Annotated in this window: 18 protein-coding genes; 14 read left to right on the top strand and 4 right to left on the bottom strand. The window is 44.6% G+C overall.

From position 1 onward, the window contains the following. Positions 1–15 precede the first annotated feature (15 nt). The 7 genes from QMG91_RS27265 to QMG91_RS27235 all read left to right on the top strand — a co-directional run bounded on the left by QMG91_RS27265 (position 16) and on the right by QMG91_RS27235 (position 8,098). Positions 16–1,185 (top strand): p-hydroxyphenylacetate 3-hydroxylase oxygenase component, encoded by a 1,170-nt coding sequence (locus QMG91_RS27265; RefSeq protein WP_022562061.1) that lies wholly within the window; start codon positions 16–18, stop codon positions 1,183–1,185. Between the two features lie 593 nt (positions 1,186–1,778). After that, a complete protein-coding gene (locus QMG91_RS27260) occupies positions 1,779–2,117 on the top strand; it encodes a hypothetical protein (protein WP_022562060.1) in 339 nt (112 codons plus the stop codon). Positions 2,118–2,498: 381 nt separating this feature from the next. Beyond that, positions 2,499–4,859, top strand: coding sequence for a Lon protease family protein (locus QMG91_RS27255; protein WP_022562059.1), 2,361 nt, complete (start codon positions 2,499–2,501; stop codon positions 4,857–4,859). A 328-nt stretch (positions 4,860–5,187) separates the two neighbouring features. Further along, positions 5,188–5,514 (top strand): YqfO family protein, encoded by a 327-nt coding sequence (locus QMG91_RS27250; RefSeq protein WP_022595903.1) that lies wholly within the window; start codon positions 5,188–5,190, stop codon positions 5,512–5,514. A gap of 43 nt (positions 5,515–5,557) precedes the next feature. Next, positions 5,558–6,538, top strand: coding sequence for a D-2-hydroxyacid dehydrogenase family protein (locus QMG91_RS27245; protein WP_281831145.1), 981 nt, complete (start codon positions 5,558–5,560; stop codon positions 6,536–6,538). A gap of 7 nt (positions 6,539–6,545) precedes the next feature. Then, a complete protein-coding gene (locus QMG91_RS27240; protein ID WP_281831143.1) occupies positions 6,546–7,559 on the top strand; it encodes a S66 family peptidase in 1,014 nt (337 codons plus the stop codon). Next, a complete protein-coding gene (locus QMG91_RS27235; RefSeq protein ID WP_281831142.1) occupies positions 7,556–8,098 on the top strand; it encodes a nucleotidyltransferase domain-containing protein in 543 nt (180 codons plus the stop codon). Before QMG91_RS27240 ends, QMG91_RS27235 begins: the two co-directional genes overlap by 4 nt. Here QMG91_RS27235 and QMG91_RS27230 read toward each other — a convergent pair. Continuing rightward, entirely contained in the window at positions 8,093–8,986 is an 894-nt protein-coding gene (locus QMG91_RS27230) for a helix-turn-helix domain-containing protein (RefSeq protein WP_004406416.1), read from the bottom strand. The genes QMG91_RS27235 and QMG91_RS27230 overlap by 6 nt on opposite strands. Before the next feature lie 254 nt (positions 8,987–9,240). On the opposite strand from QMG91_RS27230, the gene QMG91_RS27225 reads away from it, so the two are divergent. After that, positions 9,241–10,437, top strand: coding sequence for a sugar efflux transporter (locus tag QMG91_RS27225; RefSeq protein WP_281831141.1), 1,197 nt, complete (start codon positions 9,241–9,243; stop codon positions 10,435–10,437). Positions 10,438–10,449: 12 nt separating this feature from the next. On the opposite strand, the gene QMG91_RS27220 is transcribed toward QMG91_RS27225, so the two are convergent. After that, positions 10,450–10,617, bottom strand: coding sequence for a hypothetical protein (locus QMG91_RS27220; RefSeq protein ID WP_004406411.1), 168 nt, complete (start codon positions 10,615–10,617; stop codon positions 10,450–10,452). A gap of 349 nt (positions 10,618–10,966) precedes the next feature. Here QMG91_RS27220 and QMG91_RS27215 point away from each other — a divergent pair, with 349 nt between their 5' ends. The 6 genes from QMG91_RS27215 (at position 10,967) to QMG91_RS27190 (ending at position 15,369) form a co-directional block, all read left to right on the top strand. Next, positions 10,967–11,629 (top strand): glycine-rich domain-containing protein, encoded by a 663-nt coding sequence (locus tag QMG91_RS27215; RefSeq protein ID WP_022591407.1) that lies wholly within the window; start codon positions 10,967–10,969, stop codon positions 11,627–11,629. Further along, a complete protein-coding gene (locus QMG91_RS27210; protein ID WP_281831140.1) occupies positions 11,629–12,480 on the top strand; it encodes an NAD-dependent epimerase/dehydratase family protein in 852 nt (283 codons plus the stop codon). The genes QMG91_RS27215 and QMG91_RS27210 overlap by 1 nt, the downstream gene beginning before the upstream one ends. Continuing rightward, entirely contained in the window at positions 12,458–13,066 is a 609-nt protein-coding gene (locus QMG91_RS27205) for a class I SAM-dependent methyltransferase (RefSeq protein ID WP_281831139.1), read from the top strand. The genes QMG91_RS27210 and QMG91_RS27205 overlap by 23 nt, the downstream gene beginning before the upstream one ends. 125 nt (positions 13,067–13,191) lie before the next feature. Further along, positions 13,192–14,409 carry a sugar efflux transporter gene (locus QMG91_RS27200; protein WP_281831138.1) on the top strand — a complete coding sequence of 406 codons (1,218 nt, stop codon included), beginning with the start codon at positions 13,192–13,194 and terminating at the stop codon, positions 14,407–14,409. A gap of 9 nt (positions 14,410–14,418) precedes the next feature. After that, positions 14,419–14,793 (top strand): nuclear transport factor 2 family protein, encoded by a 375-nt coding sequence (locus tag QMG91_RS27195; RefSeq protein WP_022562049.1) that lies wholly within the window; start codon positions 14,419–14,421, stop codon positions 14,791–14,793. 12 nt (positions 14,794–14,805) lie between these two features. Next, entirely contained in the window at positions 14,806–15,369 is a 564-nt protein-coding gene (locus QMG91_RS27190) for a pyridoxamine 5'-phosphate oxidase family protein (RefSeq protein ID WP_281831137.1), read from the top strand. Positions 15,370–15,430: 61 nt separating this feature from the next. On the opposite strand, the gene QMG91_RS27185 is transcribed toward QMG91_RS27190, so the two are convergent. Further along, on the bottom strand, positions 15,431–16,273 hold the full coding sequence (locus QMG91_RS27185) for a DUF6279 family lipoprotein (RefSeq protein ID WP_281831136.1): 843 nt from the start codon (positions 16,271–16,273) through the stop codon (positions 15,431–15,433). Positions 16,274–16,791: 518 nt separating this feature from the next. Further along, positions 16,792–17,667 (bottom strand): AraC family transcriptional regulator, encoded by an 876-nt coding sequence (locus QMG91_RS27180; RefSeq protein WP_281831135.1) that lies wholly within the window; start codon positions 17,665–17,667, stop codon positions 16,792–16,794.

Raw genomic sequence — 17,667 nt, 5'->3', positions numbered from 1 at the left:
AATGTGAGACGAATTATGAATACTCAAAATCCTTTACTTGAAGAACTAAATAAGATTCTCCCAACCATTGCCGAAAATGCTGCCATGGCAGAGCGAGACAGAACCCCTCCGGAAGTGAACATTCGGCTTCTAAAAAGCATCAATTTCCACCGTGCCTTGCAGCCAAAAGCTTACGGTGGTTTAGAAGTCTCACTTCCGGAGTTTACCAATTGTGTAGCAGCGTTAGCTGGCGCGTGTGGCGGAACTGCATGGGCAGCGAGTTTGCTTGCCACACACAGTCACCAGATGGCGATGTTCTCTCAGCAAGCGCAAGAAGAGTTCTGGGGAGAAAACCCTGACGCCACGGCAAGTAGCAGCATTGCACCGTTTGGCAAAATTGTGGAAGTAGAAGGTGGGGTACTGTTTAACGGGCATATGCGTTGGAGCAGTGGTTGTGACCATGCCGAATGGGCGATTTTAGGTTTCTGGCGCGAAGGCATTCAGGGGGAACGCATCTACTCATTTGGCGTTGTGCCAAGAAGTGAATATGCCATTCAAGATGATTGGTTTGCGGCAGGCATGAAATCCAGCGGAACCAAAACCTTAATTTTAGAAGACGTGTTTATTCCTGAACATCGTATCGAAGCCGCAAAAGATATGATGGAAGGCAAATCCGCTGGGTTCGACTTGTATCCTGACAGCAAGATTTTCTATGCCCCTTACCGTCCATATTTTGCCTGTGGTTTCTCAGCGGTGAGTTTAGGTATTGCCGAGCGCATGCTGACCGTATTCAAAGAAAAGACCCAGAACCGTGTTCGTGCATACACAGGAGCGAATGTGGGTGCCGCAACCCCTGCATTAATGAGGCTGGCGGAATCGACTCATCAGGTGAACGCCGCGCGCGCATTTTTGGAAAAGACGTGGGAGGAACATAAAGAGTACGGCGAACAGAAACGTTACCCAGACCGCGAGAAGCTTGCACATTGGCGCACCAATCAGGCGTATGCCGTTAAAATGTGTATAGAAGCGGTTGATCGCTTATTTGAAGCCATGGGCGGGAATTCTTGGTTTGAAGACAACGAAGCACAGCGGCTGTTCCGCGATTCTCACATGACAGGTGCTCACGCATACACCGATTATGACGTGTGTAAGCAGATCTTTGGGCGTGAATTGATGGGGTTAGACCCTGATCCAACTATGGTTTAATGGTTCTTTTTATTGCTTAGAGCAAAATTATCCAATTAATTTTGATGCGCGGTTCGCTTTTTTTTCAAGAGCGAACCGCGTTTTCGTTGTCGCTAACCCAATGAATAGAAAAGAACATTTTTTAAGTTCGAAGTAGAGCACTTATGCATCAAATGTAACAGATGAGAATAATTCTCAATATTTTGTTGACAATGAAAATGAGAATGACTATTGTTTACCTGTCGGCGGGGAGAAGAAAACAGTTTGTTCCTAACAAGCCAATTCTTAATTCCGTTTGACACGACATTGCTCACATTGCTTCCAGTGTAATTTATAGCTTTTGGCAAGGTTGAAAATTTTCAGTCTGCCTCATTTTTGCTAAGCGACTCATGTTTATGAGTCGCTTTTTTCTTTTCTGCGTTCCAGATCCTAATCTAGAAAATTTAGTGCTTGGTATCGAGCCGCATATTCTATGCGTTACACCCCTTATTCTTCCTGAACTCTTACTGTGAATTTTATTTAATTGATTGATTTGTTAGGTTTTTCGTGAATTGTTGTCGCTATTTTAGTGTGTTATACAACAGCTTTTCACCATTAGCTATCTAGGAAACACAATGAAAACTTCGATTACGTTATTGGCTGTGCTCGGTATGGCCTCTTTTAGTGTCAATGCGGGTGAGCAAACAGGGAAAGTGGCCACACTATATGCTAGAGCTGCGGACAACCTACACCTTGTCACGTTGACAGGAGGATCGGCTAAAACAAATTCCCCAGCTTGCGCTACCCGAGATTATTGGTTGATTCGCGATGAGCAATCAACGGCTGGAAAGTCGCAATTCAGCCAGCTTCTGGCGGCTAAAATGTCAGGAAAAACGGTACGGATCTCAGGACTAAATACATGTAGACGATGGGGTGATGGAGAAGATATCAATACCATTGTGATACTGGATTAATTCAATCAGAAAAATGGCGTCGGTGCCCAACTCCTTTGGAAGTTACCTCTTACTTACGGCGCCATGTTTCATCACCTCACCTATAAAAACGTTCACCTTTCACCTAGCTATTCACGCACCTAGCGATCTGAAGAAACTTATACCTTTATCCGTAACCGATCTGACTTTATCTGCCATATAACCTAGATTGGTTATAAAATGTGCAATTAAACCTAAAATTCCCTCTAATGATAGTTGAGCCACATCTCAGACCCATTCTCTATGCTAACTTGTTGAATATGGGCGGCTTAATTTTGTCGCCTTTGTGTCGCCACATAGCCTAATCAGGCTCTGTCAATGGATAGAGAAAACAAGAACTAAAATCTAGTGTAAGGAGGCGTTATGGGGATCAAAGAACTGGTATCAGACGACTTATACGTTCAAGCTTTAACGGAAGATTTTGAATATTCGTCAACCAAGACTATAGAGCCGATCGACGAGATTGTAGGACAAGAGCGCGCGCAAAAAGCCGTAGAGTTCGCTATGTCCATTAAAGAGAAAGGCTACAACATTTACGCGATTGGCCGTAACGGCTTAGGTAAGCGCACCATGGTGTTGCGTTATCTGAATCGTCACCCTGTTGATAACGAGTCAACATTCGACTGGTGTTATGTCGCCAATTTTGAAGATATCCGCACCCCTAAAGTGCTTAAGTTGCCTGCTGGAGTCGGTAGCCGCCTGAGCAAAGACATTGAAAAGCTGATGACTAAACTGGTCAAAGCCATGCCGTTGGCTTTTGACAATGAAATCTACTATTCACGCGCTGATAAGCTGAAAAACCAGCTTGCTGCCAAACAGCAAACCGAGCTGGAAGGCATTAGCAAAGAAGCGAAAGAGCGTGGTATCAGCTTAACTATCACCAATCAGGGTGATTACCAGTTTGTGGCCATGAATGGAGAAGACCTGCATACCGAAGAGTCTTTTGATGAACTCACATTAAAAGAGCAGGACTATTTCGATAAAACCATCGATTCGCTGGAAATCTCCTTACGTTCCATGGTTCGTCAGTTGACGGAGTGGGAAGAAGCGTACACCGAGAAAATCCACAAGCTGAACAGTGAAGTAACGCTGGATGTAATCAGCCATTTCATCAAGCAACTGAAAAAAGACTATTCCGATTTCTCGGAGGTGAAAAAGTACCTGAGCGAGTTGCAAAAGGACATCATCGAGAACGTTGATATCTTCCTTGAAGAAGCGAATGAACACGGTGAAGTCTCTACCGCGGCACTGGATAAAAAGCTACCGCGTCGCTACAAAATCAACGTGCTTGTCAGCCAGAAAGATGAAAACTTCCCAATCATCGTGGAAGACAACCCGAACTATCACAGTTTGTTCGGTTATACAGAAACCGCGACCTTTAAAGGAACGGTGTTCACCGACTTCTCCCTAATTCGTCCTGGTAGTCTGCATAAAGCCAATGGTGGCGTGCTGCTTATGGATGCGGTGAAGGTTCTGGAACAACCTTATGTTTGGGATGGTCTGAAACGAGCCCTACGCGCGCGCCAACTCAGCCTGACCTCACTGGAGAAAGAGTTAACGCTAACTGGTGCGGTTTCACTCGATCCAGAACCGATTCCGCTGGATGTGAAAATTATCCTGTTTGGTGATTACCGAACCTATCAATTGTTGCAGCACTATGATGCGGAGTTTGGTGAACTGTTCCGTGTGACCGCTGATTTTGAAGATGAGATGACGCGAACACCGGAAGCGGAGCTTCATTACGCGCGCTTTATTTCCAGTATCGTGCACGATAATGGCATGCTGCACTGCGACAAAAAAGCCATCGCCAGAATCATCGAGCACAGCTCCCGCCGAGCAGGTGATTGCACTAAGCTTTCACTGCACTCAGCGCATATCGCCAACCTGTTGCGTGAATCAAACTACGTAGCTCGTGCGGCGAAATCGAACTTGATTCGTTCCAGCCACGTTGAACAGGCGCTGGCTAGCCAGGAGATGCGAGTAGGCAGGTTGAAAGACAGTGTAATGGAAAGCTTTACCAACGGAACAACCTTAATCAAGACGGAAGGGGAAGCCGTGGGGCAAGTGAATGCGTTGTCGGTACTGAGCACCAGCGATCATATGTTTGGCGCACCAAACCGAATCTCAGCCACTACAGCCTATGGTGACGGTGAGGTGATCGATATCGAGCGTAACGTTGATCTCGGCGGTAACATTCACTCTAAAGGTGTTATGATTCTGTCGGCTTACTTAGCCTCCGTATTTGGCAAAACCGCTAGAGTGCCGTTAACCACTCACATCACGTTTGAACAGTCGTACGGTGGGGTGGATGGCGATAGTGCCAGCATGGCAGAACTATGTGCCATTGTTTCGGCGTTCTCTAAATTGCCAAACCGCCAGGACATCGCGATTACGGGTTCAATGAACCAATTCGGTGAGTCTCAGCCAATTGGTGGGGTTAACGAGAAAATCGAAGGTTTCTTCGACGTATGTGTGATTAAAGGACGTAACTCATCGCAAGGTGTCATTATCCCTCAAGCCAATGTTCATAACCTGATGCTGCGTGCAGATATTGTTGAGGCGGTAGAAAAAGGCGAGTTCCACATCTGGGCGATTGAACATGTAACCGAAGCCATCGAAATCTTTACCGGGAAGAAACCTGGCGATTTGGGTGATGAAGGTGCTTACCCAATCGATTCGGTGTTTGGCATTGCTCAAGCGAAGCTGAATGCGCTGCGTAAGTAATAACTGATGATCAGATTAAAGGGGCGAAAGCCCCTTTTCTTTTAGCTCGTATTTACCATGTAAATTCTAAAATTGGTCAACTAAGAATTTGTCGTGACTCCCCTCTAGCATTCAACTAGCACAAGTAGTCACTACTCAGGTTCTCTATTACTGTATTAAATATTCACTTTTCCAAACTTTCTTTGAGTGTTCAGAACAATGTCGGGAAAAGACGATAACGCTCAATGAAAAGGTGACTTTATCTATCCGAAATGCGCGAATCTCCAGTACTCACCAATTATAAAAATCCCCAAACTGGTTTCGCATTTCGTTTTTGCAAGGATCTAACATGTACAAACTTGAAATATTTTGTCAGCCAGACCAAAAAGACAAGGTGCTCAGTACACTGCACGAAGCTGGCGTCGATAAAATTGGCAACTACGATCACTGCTGGGCGATTGGCTCTGTAACGGGATCGCATCGAGCGTTGCTCGGTTCCAGCCCCGTATTTGGTGCTATTGGTGGGGTAGAAAATTACCCACTGCTAAAAGTTGAAATAAACGTGGAACGTCAATTCGTACAGGGTATCGTTGCGCAGTTAAAAGAGTGTTTGGGTTGGGAAGAACCATTGGTTAACGTATTGAAATTGCACAACAACGAATTCGATTTTAGTTAGCGCTTTAACTCTGAATCATGGAAGGTTTTATCAGGAGGAATCATTGAAAGTCGCGATATTGGTCGATTATCAGAATGCCGTCACTCAGCTCAGTTGTTTTGATTTACTGAAAGATCATGAAGTCACCGTTTTCAATGACACCATAAAAGATCCAGAACGTCTCGCAGAGAGGTTACAGCCTTTTGATGCATTGGTTTTGATTCGTGAAAGAACAGAAATTACAGATGCACTGCTTGCTCGTCTACCGAACCTTAAGTTGATTAGCCAAACGGGAAAAATCAGTAACCATATCGATCCAGCTCTGTGCCATCAATATGGCGTCGAAATTGCGGAAGGAAAAGGTTCGCCTGTCGCGCCATCGGAATTGTGCTGGGCTCTGATTATGGCAGCGTCGCGCCATATCCCTTCGTATTCGTCTCAATTAGCCCGAGGGCAATGGCAGCAATCGTCTATGGGGTTGGGGCGAACATTACACGGTCAGACTCTAGGTATTTGGGGATACGGAAAAATAGGTCAGCGCATTGCGCAGTTTGCCAAGTTATTTGGTATGCAAGTAATGGTGTGGGGCAGTGACAATTCACGCCAAAAAGCGCAGGAAGATGGTTTTCTTTCAGCAAATTCTAAGCAAGAGTTTTTCCAGTCGGTAGACATTCTTACTCTTCATTTGCGTTTGAATGAAGTGACCAGAGGCATTGTGCGACAAGAAGACCTGGCGGAGATGAAAACTGACTCTTTGTTCGTGAATATTAGTCGCGCAGAGCTGGTTGAGCAAAATGCACTTTATGAAGAACTGGTCCGTGTACCCACCAAACAAGCCGCCTTGGATGTGTTTGAAAATGAACCTGCAACGCCCGAGAATGAACCTCTTCTAACCTTACCAAATGTTGTTGCTACTCCCCATTTAGGCTATGTGGAACAAAACAGCTACGAGCTCTACTTCCAGATTGCGTTCGAAAACGTCGTTGCGTTTGCTAGCGGTCAACCCAAGAATTTGGTGTCTAAAGATAGTGAGTTAACAGAATAAGAAAGTTATGAATACCTTATTTCCTCCTAAATTAAATAAAGGAGAGAAGATAGCATTCTTTTCTCCTTCGTCGCCTGCTACTGTTTTCGCACCTAAAAGATTTGAACGCGCTAAGAAATTCCTTGAGAACAAAGGTTTTGAATTGATAAGTGGTTCATTGACTGGTCAGTCAGATAAGTATCGTTCAGGGTCCATTCAAGCACGAGCGGAGGAGTTAAATTCGTTAATCCGCGACCCGAGCGTGCGTTGCATAATGTCTACCATTGGCGGTAACAATAGCAATGCACTTCTCCCATATATTGATTACGACGCGCTGAAAAAAGACCCAAAAATCATCATTGGTTATTCGGATGTTACGGCACTTCTACTAGGTATTTATGCAAAAACTGGGTTAGTCACCTTTTATGGTCCTGCTTTAGTGGCGTCTTTTGGTGAGCTTTCTCCGTTGGTTGATGAAACATGTGCATCTTTTGAGCAATTTCTGGTACGAAGACCTTCTGTTCCGTGCTCCTATCTAATGCCAGAAAACTGGACTGATGCTCGTATTGACTGGGAAACTCAAAATGCGCCAAAACCCGTTTCAAAGAATCAGTGGGATTTCCTGGGAGAGGGGAAAGTATCTGGTCGATTGATCGGAGGAAACCTCAATACCATGACTGGGATTTGGGGTAGCCCGTTTATGCCAGAAGTCCGTTCGGGAGACATACTTTTAATCGAAGACAGTTTGAAAGGGATTGAAACCGTGGAGCGATCATTTGCTCACTTAAAAATATGCGGTGTGTTCGATAAAGTATCAGCAATTGTATTGGGCAAACATGAGCTGTTTGACGATAAAGGTACAGGTAGAACACCACTGGACGTCCTAGTTGAGGTATTAAACGGTCAACGAGTGCCTATCTTGTACGGTTTTGACAGTTGTCATACACACCCTATGTTAGTGACACCTCTGGGTGTGGAAATGTCGATAAATTTTGATGAGAGAACAATCAGTATTGAGTCACCATGGATCTTAGACCAATGAACTTATCAACATTGCCTATTCAAGCTCAGTTAATTGAAGATGCGGTTTGCGCGTTCGAGCCCAATCAAGATGCTTTAGCTGCAATTCTTGTTGGCTCATTGGCAAAAGGAACTGGTGACAGAGTTTCGGATGCCGACATTTTGGTGTTTACTCGTCATGGGTTCCATCGGACATGTCAGGCTGCTTTCGATGCGTTTGAGACGGGAAAAGATATCTTCTATCGATTGGAAGGTAACCACAGCGATAAGGCTTGCTTTCGAAAGTACCTGTTTGGTGACATGACCAGTGCCGAGATTCATGTACTGGATGAATCGGAAGCGTTTCCAGTTTGTAACCCTTACCAGATTCTATTTGATAAAGCGGATATTGTTCCGCCAAGAGTTGTTGAAACCCCTCCACCAGAGCATAAAGACTTTCCGGTTTATACCAATGGCGATGAGGGGCTGATTTGGGAGCTGTTTGATTGCATCAAATGGCTAAGCCGCGGAGACAGTCAGCTGGCGAAAGGATACCTCAAGCGATTAGCCGAAAAACTATGACCGATTGAACTGGCTGCGAAAGTCGGAAGGGGTCATGTTTTTGCTGCTTTTGAATTGTCGATTGAAGTTGGACATATTATTGAAGCCAGAGCGCTCTGCAACCAAAGAGACAGGGATTTCAGTGTTGACCAGCAATTCACAAGCTTTACCAATGCGAAATTTCTTCAGGTGTTCTGAGAAACTCTCTTTAAAGTGCTTTTCAAACAGGCGATAGGCAGAACTTTCACTCATATGAAGGCTCTGGCAAAAATCGTGGATCTTTATCGGCTTATCATAGTGACTTTCAATGTACCGTCTGGCAGCCTCAACCCGATTGAAGCTCTCGTCCGGCTCTTTCATTCTCTCTATCGCGTAGCTTGAACTGGCTAATGTTTTGGCTTGTTCATCTTCCGCCAGAACCGTCAATGCTTCTAATACGGAGAACAGTTGCTGATGAGCGGACTGAGTTTTGTATCCTTTGAGAATGTTATGAACCGCTGCCCCAGTTTGTGAGGAAAACTCCAGTCCTTTATATGACCTTCTAAGCATGGGTTTGAGGTGTGTCAGTTCAGGAGCGGCTTCGATCAATTTGTCTATCCAGCTTTGAGTAAACCAGAGAATTAAGGTGGTGTGGGCACGAGTGGCGTCTGCTTTGGAGCGCCCAGAAATCATATGAGGCAAACCCGGTCCATATAGTAACAATGTATTGTGGTCCACGTTGCCTATATGGTCGCCTGCAAAGTAATTTCCATTGAAGGATTGCCCCGGATCGATATAAAGCACCAGTTCGTATTCAACGTGATAATGCCAGGCGCACGTAAACCCACTTTTAGGTACATCGCACACATAATCCTGGATTTTCCAGTTGAACTGAGTTTTATCGCTTATCGCTTCTACAAAAGGGCGCATGAACTTTCCAAGTATTCAAAATCGGCTGAGCTCATCATATTGTGTACTGTATTTTTCTGTCAAAGTGAAAAGGAAATTTGAAGGAAAAGTATCGACAGACGACAGATTTATACCAATCTATCAACATATATTGAGTAGACTTATTTTTAGCCACTGACTTCCCCTCGAGTCGGTGGTTGTTTATGTCGGAGTGGCCACTCTGCGTTTTTAAAATGCAATCTGAAAAAAACAATAAAACGAAAAGGATAAGGTCTATGTGGAAAGATCGAACTGTCTTACTCTTTATGTTTACGACGTTCGCTACAGGTTTGTGCGGGTCATTTTTCTTCCCGTTATCAAGCCTGTTTATGGTTGAAGCGTTGGAAGCCACTCCTGCAATGTTAAGTGCCTATTTGGTACTCACCGTTTTTAGTACGGTTGTGGTATCTCAGTTTATCGCTTACTACTCCGATCGTGGATGGAGCAGAAAGGTCATTTTGCTGGTTGCGTTCACCTGCTATCTCATAACGGTTCTGGGTTTCGCATTTATCCGCGATTATTACCTGGCAGTTGCTATCGCTTTTGTCTTTGGCAGCGTTGGTGGTGCTATCTATGGTCAGGCATTTGCTCTTGCTAGGGAATACGCCGATGAATTCTTGGCTGACAAAGCCACAACGTTTTTATCTTCTATGCGTGCTGCGATGGCGCTTGCCTGGGTTTTCGGACCGCCAGCGGCATTTATTGTGAAAGCAGAATTTGGTTTTGCGGCAACCTTTATGGTTTCAGCGGTGGTGATCGTGGCGACGATTGCGGTTATCTTCTTTTTTCTCCCTGACGGGGTCATGAAAGAAGAACAAACAGAAGATTCTCCAGTATTAATCCCTTGGTACAAAAAAGCCCCCATCGTTTTGTTTTGCTTCGCGATGTTGATGACATTTTTTGCCAATGGCCTGTACGTAACGGCGATGCCTTTATATGTGACCAAAGAACTGGGCTTGGGTGACAGCTGGCCTGGGACTTTTTACGGCGCCGCGGCACTTTTCGAGATCCCGATTATGCTGGCAGCAGGTTGGCTAGCCACAAAGTATGGCAGTAATAGAGTGCTGGCGGTGGGGTTAGTCTGCGGAATGTTGTTCTTTGCAGGCATGCTCTACGTGATTTCTCCTTGGCAGATTATTGCAATGCAAGTTTGCAATGGAGTATTTGTAGGGGTAACCGCAACTCTTGGAATGGTGGCGCTTCAGGATATGATGAGGGATCAACTGGGTGTTGCATCGACTCTGTTTTCCAATGTTTTGCAAGGCAGTACGCTACTGTCTAGCGTCGCTATCGGTGTAGTTGCGGGTGTGTACAATTTTTACAGCACTCTTTACCTGAGTCTGGCAGGCACGATTCTGGGTCTGATGTTCTTGGTACTTGCTGCTCTGAGTGCCAACAAAACCCAAGAAAGCGTTCAATTGGCGACGGAGTAAACTTAACAAACCTTACGCAATTCGCGATATATGTGCAGGTTCTTCGTTTTTGAGCTGGGGTTCGTATTTGGGCAGATTTTCTGACTGATCGACAGGAGGAGACTCTTTCTCCTCCATCAAATGAATGAAGTAAGCAGAAAGCAGGAATGCCAGCGACACAAGAACCAGAACCTTATTCATAGACTCCCCCTTCAATTCGCATTGGAATTCAAAATAGGGTTTACGAAAGTGCTCAAACCCTAATGATAATTATTATTAGAAAATAATGAATTTTTTGTTAGGATCAATTCGGCGTAACGTATTGTAAATTATAGGCTTTTATAATTACCTAGATAAAAGTCGATGTAACATTTTGATAATAATGATAAAAGAATCACTAATTGTTCATGAAATAATTCGGCTTACGTTCGATAAATGTGAGTAATTTCAAAAAATTCGGGCGGCTTCATGTATTTATATGCCGTAAATTGCACTTACTGAATGGTTTACACAAGATACCGGATTGTTTTAGGGACAGTTGGAGTTTTATATGGATATGACTACTACCCTGGCTATCACCATTCCGCTGGTGCTAATTTTCTCGATACCTGTGATTGTTATTGCCATCATTGCCAGAAATCGACGCAAAGAAAAAGCTCGTCAGGAATTTATCGATCACTTTCCATTCGAAAATCATCTTCCAGACAGGATCAGAAAAACCTATCCACACCTAACAGATTCCGGGATTAAGTTTGTTATTCAAGGGTTGAGAGATTACTTTCACATCTGCAACGCTGCCGGTGGGAAAACGGTCGCGATGCCTTCACAGGTTGTTGATGTGGCGTGGCATGAATTCATTCTTTCTACCAAGGCTTATCAGCGTTTTTGCCAAAATGCACTTGGTCAGTTTTTACATCACACACCAACTGAAGCCATGGCGTCACCTACGGTGGCTCAAGAAGGGATAAAGCGCGCCTGGAGGTTAGCTTGTCGGCGAGAGGGGATAGATATCCGGTATCCAGCCAAACTTCCTTTGATATTTGCCATTGATGCCATGCTGAATATCGAAGACGGATTTCATTACACCCTGAATTGCGATGGTAAGAAAAGCGACCAATATTGTGCCTCGCATATTGGTTGTTCGGGCTCCGCGGGCTGTTCGTCTGATACTGGAAGTAGCTGTGGAGGAAGCAGTTGCGGAGGAGGAGATTAGTGGGCAGAAGAAAAGTACTCGTATCGGGTTCAAACGGGTATGTCGGGCGACACATTGTCCGGCAATTTGAATCCTGCGGATGGGAGGTCTTCAAAGTGCAAAGGGGAGAGTTACAGAGCGCACAAGATGTTCGTCTTGAAGATACGAGTATGCACAGCTGCTTTGATGCCGTTGTCAACTGCGCAAGACCCCATTGGTCTGAACATTCGCCAGATGAAATTGCTTCTATCGAGCGAACTCTTTTAACCGCTTTGAATGCCTTTGCTAAAATGGGAGCAACCAAGATTCATACGTCTGGTGTCTGGTTGTTTGGAAAAGCCAACCCTTCAGAGCTGAATGCGTTTCAAATTAAACCGTTTGATATTGTTGCGCCAGATGAGAAGACCATTTATCAAGCGAGGCAAGGTCTTTGGAAAATTGTCTATTGCCCCAGTCTTATCTATGGAGGGGAAAGCTGCCAGCTCTTCAGAATCTTGAGTGAAAATCCCGGGAAAGAACTGAAATATGCATCGCCATCTCATGGTGTTAACCGCTATGTGCATGTCGAAGATGTTGCCGCTTTTTACCAAACACTGGTTGAGTCTCAGCCAGATGAGGCTGAGTACTTCATTGCTGAAGAGCGAGGATACACACCAGAAGACTATGCAAAGCTTTTACTTAATTCAGGGTATATTGAAGCCGCTATTCCGGTAAGCTGGGAGAAGTTCGAACAACAACATGGCAAAGATGCGGCTGATATAGAAAAGCTGAATATCCAGCCGGTTGTCACCACACATTTTAGAGCCCGCCATTCTCTGGCAAATTACTTGGAAGATCAGAGCTTACAATATGCAACGAAACCAACCATCTGAAAATGATGAACTCTGGCGTGCTTTCTATCAGAAAACATTAAATAGAAAGCCTTCTCCCTGGACAAAGCGCGCCATAGACCTCAACCGATCGGGACACAAAGTCGCTGTAGATTGTGGTTGTGGTACAGGAGCGGACATTCATTATCTATCTAACTCGGGCTATCAGGTACATGGGTTTGACATACAACCCGAAGCGATTCGAATCTGTCATGAACGCTTTTTTGAAAATGCGTTGGTAGAGGTCGAAAACAACAGCTTTGAGGAGTACGACTACCCTTCTTGCGGCGTGATGATAGCCATGTCCAGCTTGTATTTTGCCGATCCAAACCAGTTTGAATCCACCTGGCAAAAAATATCTGACAGTCTGGTATCCGGAGGTGTTTTTGCTGGTGGCTTTTTAGGACCGGAGGACTCTTGGGTGAGTGAACCGGGCAGAGTTGTCACACCACTTCGTCGAGAACAAGTCGAATTGTTATTTGAAGGCTATGAGATCATAGAGTTTCATGAAAGAAATGAACCGGGTAAAACCAAAATTGGTAATCTAAAGCACTGGCATACATTTTTTGTCTTAGCAGTAAAAAGATAGAGGCAGCAGACTCTGGTATTTCGACCTCATTAACAAGCCAGAGCGTAGCCTGAATGAAAAAGCCAGATCTAAAAAACACGAATAAAAAACTTCATCAAAAATGGTAGAAGTCTAAGGCTAGGTATATGAAACAAAAATTTGATCTTCTCAGAGGACAAGGTGGCGTTTTCTTTGCTGTGAACGGAATGACTGCCTTGTCGTTTGCGTTTGTCCTTCCAATCATGAGCCTTTTTATGGTCAGCGGTTTGAACGCCGATCCCGTCTACCTTGGTTTGTACACCACCACCTATTCGATTATTACCATCTTCGTTAGCCAAAAGCTGTTGGGGCTGATAGACAAAGGTGTGTCGAGTAAATGGATATTTGTATTAACTCTTTTTGGGCTGCTGTTATCCGCTTTGTCTTTTTCTCTTGCTACTGAATTTTGGCACGCCCTACTGGTAGGGGTGTTCTTTATGCCATTTGCCTCGTCTTCAATTCCCGTCATCCTTTCTATGATTCGCCGTTATGCTGATGCCACTGGAAAAGACAGCACTAAATTGAACTCGCAAATGCGATCTTCCGTTTCTCTGCTGTGGATTGTTGGACCTCCGCTGGCGTTTTTCTCCGTTGATAATCTTGGTTTTCAGTCTAACTTTTACGTTTCTGCGGGCATTGCTTTTGCGGTGATATTGTTGGTCTCGCTTTATCTTAAACCGCATCAATCATCTAGCCCCAAAAAGAAAGCGGATGAAGCTGAACCGAGCACCAAAATGCCCGTTACCATCTGGTGGCTAGGTGCGGTAATGGTTATTGCTAACATCGCGAACAGCAGCTACCTCAATACCATGCCTTTGTATCTTACGAAAGATCTGGGGTTCCCCGATTCTTATCCGGGAATTTTACTTGGACTAACGGCTGCGGTTGAGATCCCGGTTATGTTAATGGTTGCAACATGGTCAGCGAGAATAGGCAAGTTAAAAGTGATGGGGATTGGTTTCGCCGTTGCTATTGTGTTTTATTCGGGCATGTTTTTGTTTTCCTCAATGCCAGTATTGTTAGCACTGCAACTTCTTAACGGTTTGTTTTTTGGTATTTTTGTTGGGCTTGGCGTCACCATCATGCAGGATCAGGCGCCTCACAGCATCGGAAAAGCCTCGGCAATCTATACCAACTCAATGCTGATAGGCACTATGATTGGCTCCAGTTTGATGGGGCTGATTTCACAGTACTTTGGGTTTAAAGCACCGCTTATGTTGTGTGCTGGCAGTATTATCGTGGCGGCGATACTGCTTATCGTGAGTGAAAAGAAAATTCAGTCTTTCACTACCCGTGAGCAAGCGTTACAGGCAGAAAATAGCTAAGGAGGCACAGTGGACATATTGATTGAGCAGGAAAAAGCATTACATCAACCTGGCGTGCGAAAGAATGGAGAAGAAATTCATCGGCTTTTGCACCCCGAGTTTGTAGAAGTTGGTAAGTCCGGCGTCACATACAACTTTGAAGATATGCTCAAAAATATGGAGCAGGAACCAGATACCCAACCTCCCGTTCACTCTCAAGATTTTGTTTGCATGACTCTTAAGCCATCGGTTCAGATGCTCTTGTACAAAACCGCTTTAATCAATGAGCAGGGCGAGTATTTCGATCATGCCAAGCGTTCTTCTATATGGATGTTTACTGGTGAGGGCTGGCAATTGGTCTATCATCAGGGAACCTTATGTGAAGCATTTGAAGTGACTCAATAAAAGGGAAGGATTATGGGACAACAATCCGCAGAGCTATCGGACAAGCATATCGAGTTTATTCAGAAGCAGAAAATCTACTTTGTGGGTACTGCTGGTGAAACGGGATCCGTTAACTTATCGCCAAAAGGGGGCGACTCGCTTCGTGTTATCGACAACAAAACCATCGCCTGGCAGAATTTAACAGGGAGCGGTAATGAATCCGCTGCCCATGTGCTGCAAAACCCCAGAATGACCATCATGTTCTGTGCATTCGAAGGCTCGCCGCTGATCCTCAGAGCGTACGGAAATGCGCGAGCTATCCATTCAAGCGATGAAGACTGGTCAAACTACGTTGATCTGTTTCCTCATAGTGTCGCAACCCGTCAAATCTTCTTACTCGATATTAATTTGGTTCAGGCATCTTGTGGTATGTCAGTACCGTTTTATGACTACGTCGGTGACAGAGAAGAGTTGGCGAAGTGGTCAGAAAGACAAGGGGAAGAAGGAGTCAGAAAATACTGGCTCAAGAAAAATCAGCACAGCATCGACGGCTTTGAAACCGAAATCGTCAAACGCGCGGGTTTGGAGACGGAATAATGAAATTGCCCCGAGAATACGGGGCAATTTTTTCACTTTGTCGTAGAGCGATCGAAGCAACTTAATCGCTTTTTGTCAGATCCTGGGCAATGTTTCTCCAGTCATTCACCTCTTCTTTGAAGTGTGCTTTCTGTTTATCGTTCATCAGGTTAATGACTTTGGCAATGCGTTCGCTGGCAAGTTGCCTGTTAAATTCAAGTTTCTGTTTCAGTTCTTCAGTGTAGAAGCTTTCAGGGTCATCAAATATTCTGAAGAAAGTAGATTGGAAGTAACTGGCTTCGTCACGGCGTTTGAATAAAGTGTTGAGTTGTTCGAACATGACTTCGTCGTGTTTTGCCCAGTCAAAATACGTAATTTTGATGTCCTGTGACCAGTCTTTGATGATGGTTTTCTGTTCCTTGGTGAGCTTGCCGATCCAGTCTTCAAGGTTTTCTTCCATACGCTCCTGATAGGTTTCTCGCCTCTCTTCTTCCGTTTTGTCGTTGTTTTCTTCGCGAAACTCTTTGTTTTCTTTGGCGGTATTTTCCATCAATTCATCGATCTGCTCTTGGTCGAGTTGGCTGACAAGCGCATAAATATTGGGTGATGCCTTAGTTATAATGCGTTCTGCGTGTTGACGAAATTTCTCAATCTGAGCATGGATATAATCAGTATCCACCGTTTCGGGATTCATTTTTTCCAGTTCATTCAAGTGCTCGATGTAACGGGGGAGTTCTTCTGTGCGATGCCAGTCACTGAGTTTTTGAACGCTCAGTTCAATAATGTCTTCCTGATCTGAGGTAAGGGAAACGTAGTCCTCGATATGATCAATCACGATCCAGTCGAGGTTGCTATAAATTAGTTTGGTGGTACATCCAAAAAGCCCAAAAGCGAAGACAAGTAGGAAAAGACGTTTCCAGAGCATAGCGATTCCTTGCTGATTTAATTCTCAGGGATGTTACTCAAGCAAAGGAAAGAACCTAGACCCGAGCATCAAAGGGTATATCTAAAATATACTTTCTTTATGACATCCGAGATCAATGTGCGTTCCATCGGTTATGAACCAGATTCTTCCGTTTTCAGCTCAGAAATCCACCATCATTGATTTACGCATGGCGTTTTATAACTGAGACAATTTTTATTGCGTCATAAGTGAAACAGGTTTTATATTGCTATGATTTGCAAAGTGCATTTGCAATTTGCGAATGTCATTGTATTTTGTGGCGATTTTTTGAGAGATATGATGGGATTTCGAACAAAAATGTGATCTAAAAAGTTGGCACGGTTGCTGCATTAATAAGAGTGACCCTTTTTAAAGCCGAGGGTCACCTAGCCAACTGACGTTGTTAGTGAACCGATATTTGTTCACAATTGATTTAGCCACCCGCGTTTTGCGTGTGGCTTTTTTTCGTCTGAAGGTTATGCCAGGAATGTTGAGGGGCGTTACGGGGTGATTGGGATAGCGTAATGGATACAGGACGCCTCTGAGTTTTCTTTGTACTCTGGTCCGTAGATTTCCAGATCCGGACCCAGCGTGTGAACACAGTTCTGATTAAGTAGCCAGTTGGAATAGATGTAATTGACACTCTCGTCTAGTGCCTGTGGGTAGCCTCGATGAGCAAATTTGGCATAACGCGCACTTGGTATCCTCACCAGTGAAAATCCATCAGGCAGTGGGGTATCTGGTTCTACCTGAACTGCAGCATAGTATTCCAGCAGGTCCGTGTTGTCGTGGACGGGCTGAACAACACCGTAGGCGGTTGAACTGTCTGTCAGATTGCCGAGTTCTTGAATTCTGGGAAGAAAGTCATTCCAAAGTGCCGGGAGCTTATCTGCGATATTGTTCTTATCTGAATCTGAACTGTGAAAGCGAGTGTGCAGACCAGCAAGCCACAACTCAGGCTGATGATAAAACTCTGGCAAGGTATCGGAATTGCGTGCCAGTTGTTTTAGATAATCGGCGGTGATTTCATTTTTCTTCAACCACTGCTTTTTGTGTTCAACGTGACGGTATTGGTTAGGATTGATTCCAAACAGCGACTTGAACGCACGGGTATACGCTTCCTGAGATTCATAACCCGCATCGAGAGCAATATCAATGATTCGGTGATGGTCAGATTCGAGCGCAGCAAGAGATTGCGAAAGCCGGCGATTGCGAATGTAAGTTTTCAAGGTTTCACCAGTCAGCGCTTTAAATATTCGTTGAAAATGCCACTGGCTCATTCCTGCGGCTTTTGCCACTTCATGCAATTCGAAACGGCTGCTTAGATGTGCTTCTACAAAGGCAATTCCTGCCTCTATGCGCTCGATGTATCTCAA

Source organism: Vibrio nigripulchritudo, assembly GCF_027924785.1.
GTDB classification, from domain to species: domain Bacteria; phylum Pseudomonadota; class Gammaproteobacteria; order Enterobacterales; family Vibrionaceae; genus Vibrio; species Vibrio nigripulchritudo.
The sequence above is the reverse complement of the archived record's forward strand: the minus strand, read 5'-3'. Positions and strand labels throughout refer to the sequence as shown.

Excerpts from the sequence above, each read along its gene's own strand:
- QMG91_RS27265 (WP_022562061.1), top strand. The coding sequence starts at position 16 with ATGAATACTCAAAATCCTTTACTTGAAGAACTAAATAAGATTCTCCCA.
- QMG91_RS27260 (WP_022562060.1), top strand. The coding sequence starts at position 1,779 with ATGAAAACTTCGATTACGTTATTGGCTGTGCTCGGTATGGCCTCTTTT.
- QMG91_RS27255 (WP_022562059.1), top strand. The coding sequence starts at position 2,499 with ATGGGGATCAAAGAACTGGTATCAGACGACTTATACGTTCAAGCTTTA.
- QMG91_RS27250 (WP_022595903.1), top strand. The coding sequence starts at position 5,188 with ATGTACAAACTTGAAATATTTTGTCAGCCAGACCAAAAAGACAAGGTG.
- QMG91_RS27240 (WP_281831143.1), top strand. The coding sequence starts at position 6,546 with ATGAATACCTTATTTCCTCCTAAATTAAATAAAGGAGAGAAGATAGCA.
- QMG91_RS27235 (WP_281831142.1), top strand. The coding sequence starts at position 7,556 with ATGAACTTATCAACATTGCCTATTCAAGCTCAGTTAATTGAAGATGCG.
- QMG91_RS27230 (WP_004406416.1), bottom strand. The coding sequence starts at position 8,986 with ATGCGCCCTTTTGTAGAAGCGATAAGCGATAAAACTCAGTTCAACTGG.
- QMG91_RS27225 (WP_281831141.1), top strand. The coding sequence starts at position 9,241 with ATGTGGAAAGATCGAACTGTCTTACTCTTTATGTTTACGACGTTCGCT.
- QMG91_RS27220 (WP_004406411.1), bottom strand. The coding sequence starts at position 10,617 with ATGAATAAGGTTCTGGTTCTTGTGTCGCTGGCATTCCTGCTTTCTGCT.
- QMG91_RS27215 (WP_022591407.1), top strand. The coding sequence starts at position 10,967 with ATGGATATGACTACTACCCTGGCTATCACCATTCCGCTGGTGCTAATT.
- QMG91_RS27205 (WP_281831139.1), top strand. The coding sequence starts at position 12,458 with ATGCAACGAAACCAACCATCTGAAAATGATGAACTCTGGCGTGCTTTC.
- QMG91_RS27200 (WP_281831138.1), top strand. The coding sequence starts at position 13,192 with ATGAAACAAAAATTTGATCTTCTCAGAGGACAAGGTGGCGTTTTCTTT.
- QMG91_RS27190 (WP_281831137.1), top strand. The coding sequence starts at position 14,806 with ATGGGACAACAATCCGCAGAGCTATCGGACAAGCATATCGAGTTTATT.
- QMG91_RS27185 (WP_281831136.1), bottom strand. The coding sequence starts at position 16,273 with ATGCTCTGGAAACGTCTTTTCCTACTTGTCTTCGCTTTTGGGCTTTTT.